The organism is Pedobacter sp. 01N416 (assembly GCF_056399685.1).
The window spans coordinates 1-394 of record NZ_JBFTRT010001135.1 but is presented as its reverse complement, the minus strand read 5'-3'; the positions used below and the strand labels follow the sequence as shown (position 1 = coordinate 394).

The 394-nt window shown below is 33.0% G+C and carries 1 protein-coding gene; it reads left to right on the top strand.

The window, feature by feature from the left end:
* Window positions 1-153: 153 nt before the first annotated feature.
* Window positions 154-394: hypothetical protein (locus AC1DND_RS29585; RefSeq protein ID WP_477586626.1), on the top strand; the 241-nt coding region annotated here is incomplete at its 3' end.

The following is a 394-nucleotide window of genomic DNA, read 5'->3' as shown; positions in this document are numbered from 1 at the left end:
AACACCTTGCGTAAGTATAGGTTTTACAGATATCTGTAGTCCAATACCTTGCGTTAGGGTAGGCCTTAATAAAACACTGGTATTAGGTGTACAAGCAGGAGTAAATAACAAAGGTATTTTCATTTCAAATCAATCTAAAACATATCAATAGTTATGAAACCGTATAGAATTCCAGTAGTTAAAAGTTTATTGATTATGCTTTTCGTACAAATTGGTTTACAGGCCAACGCTCAAAAGGAAGGTAAAGTTGCCTTTAATGGATATAAAGGCACTTATATATACAATTTATTTAAACCTGCTTCTGCCGAACACCCAGATGGAGATGTAATTGCTTTTCGTTTAGATAGAAAAGCACAAAATGAATCCAATTGGCAAGCGCTATATAAATTTATTT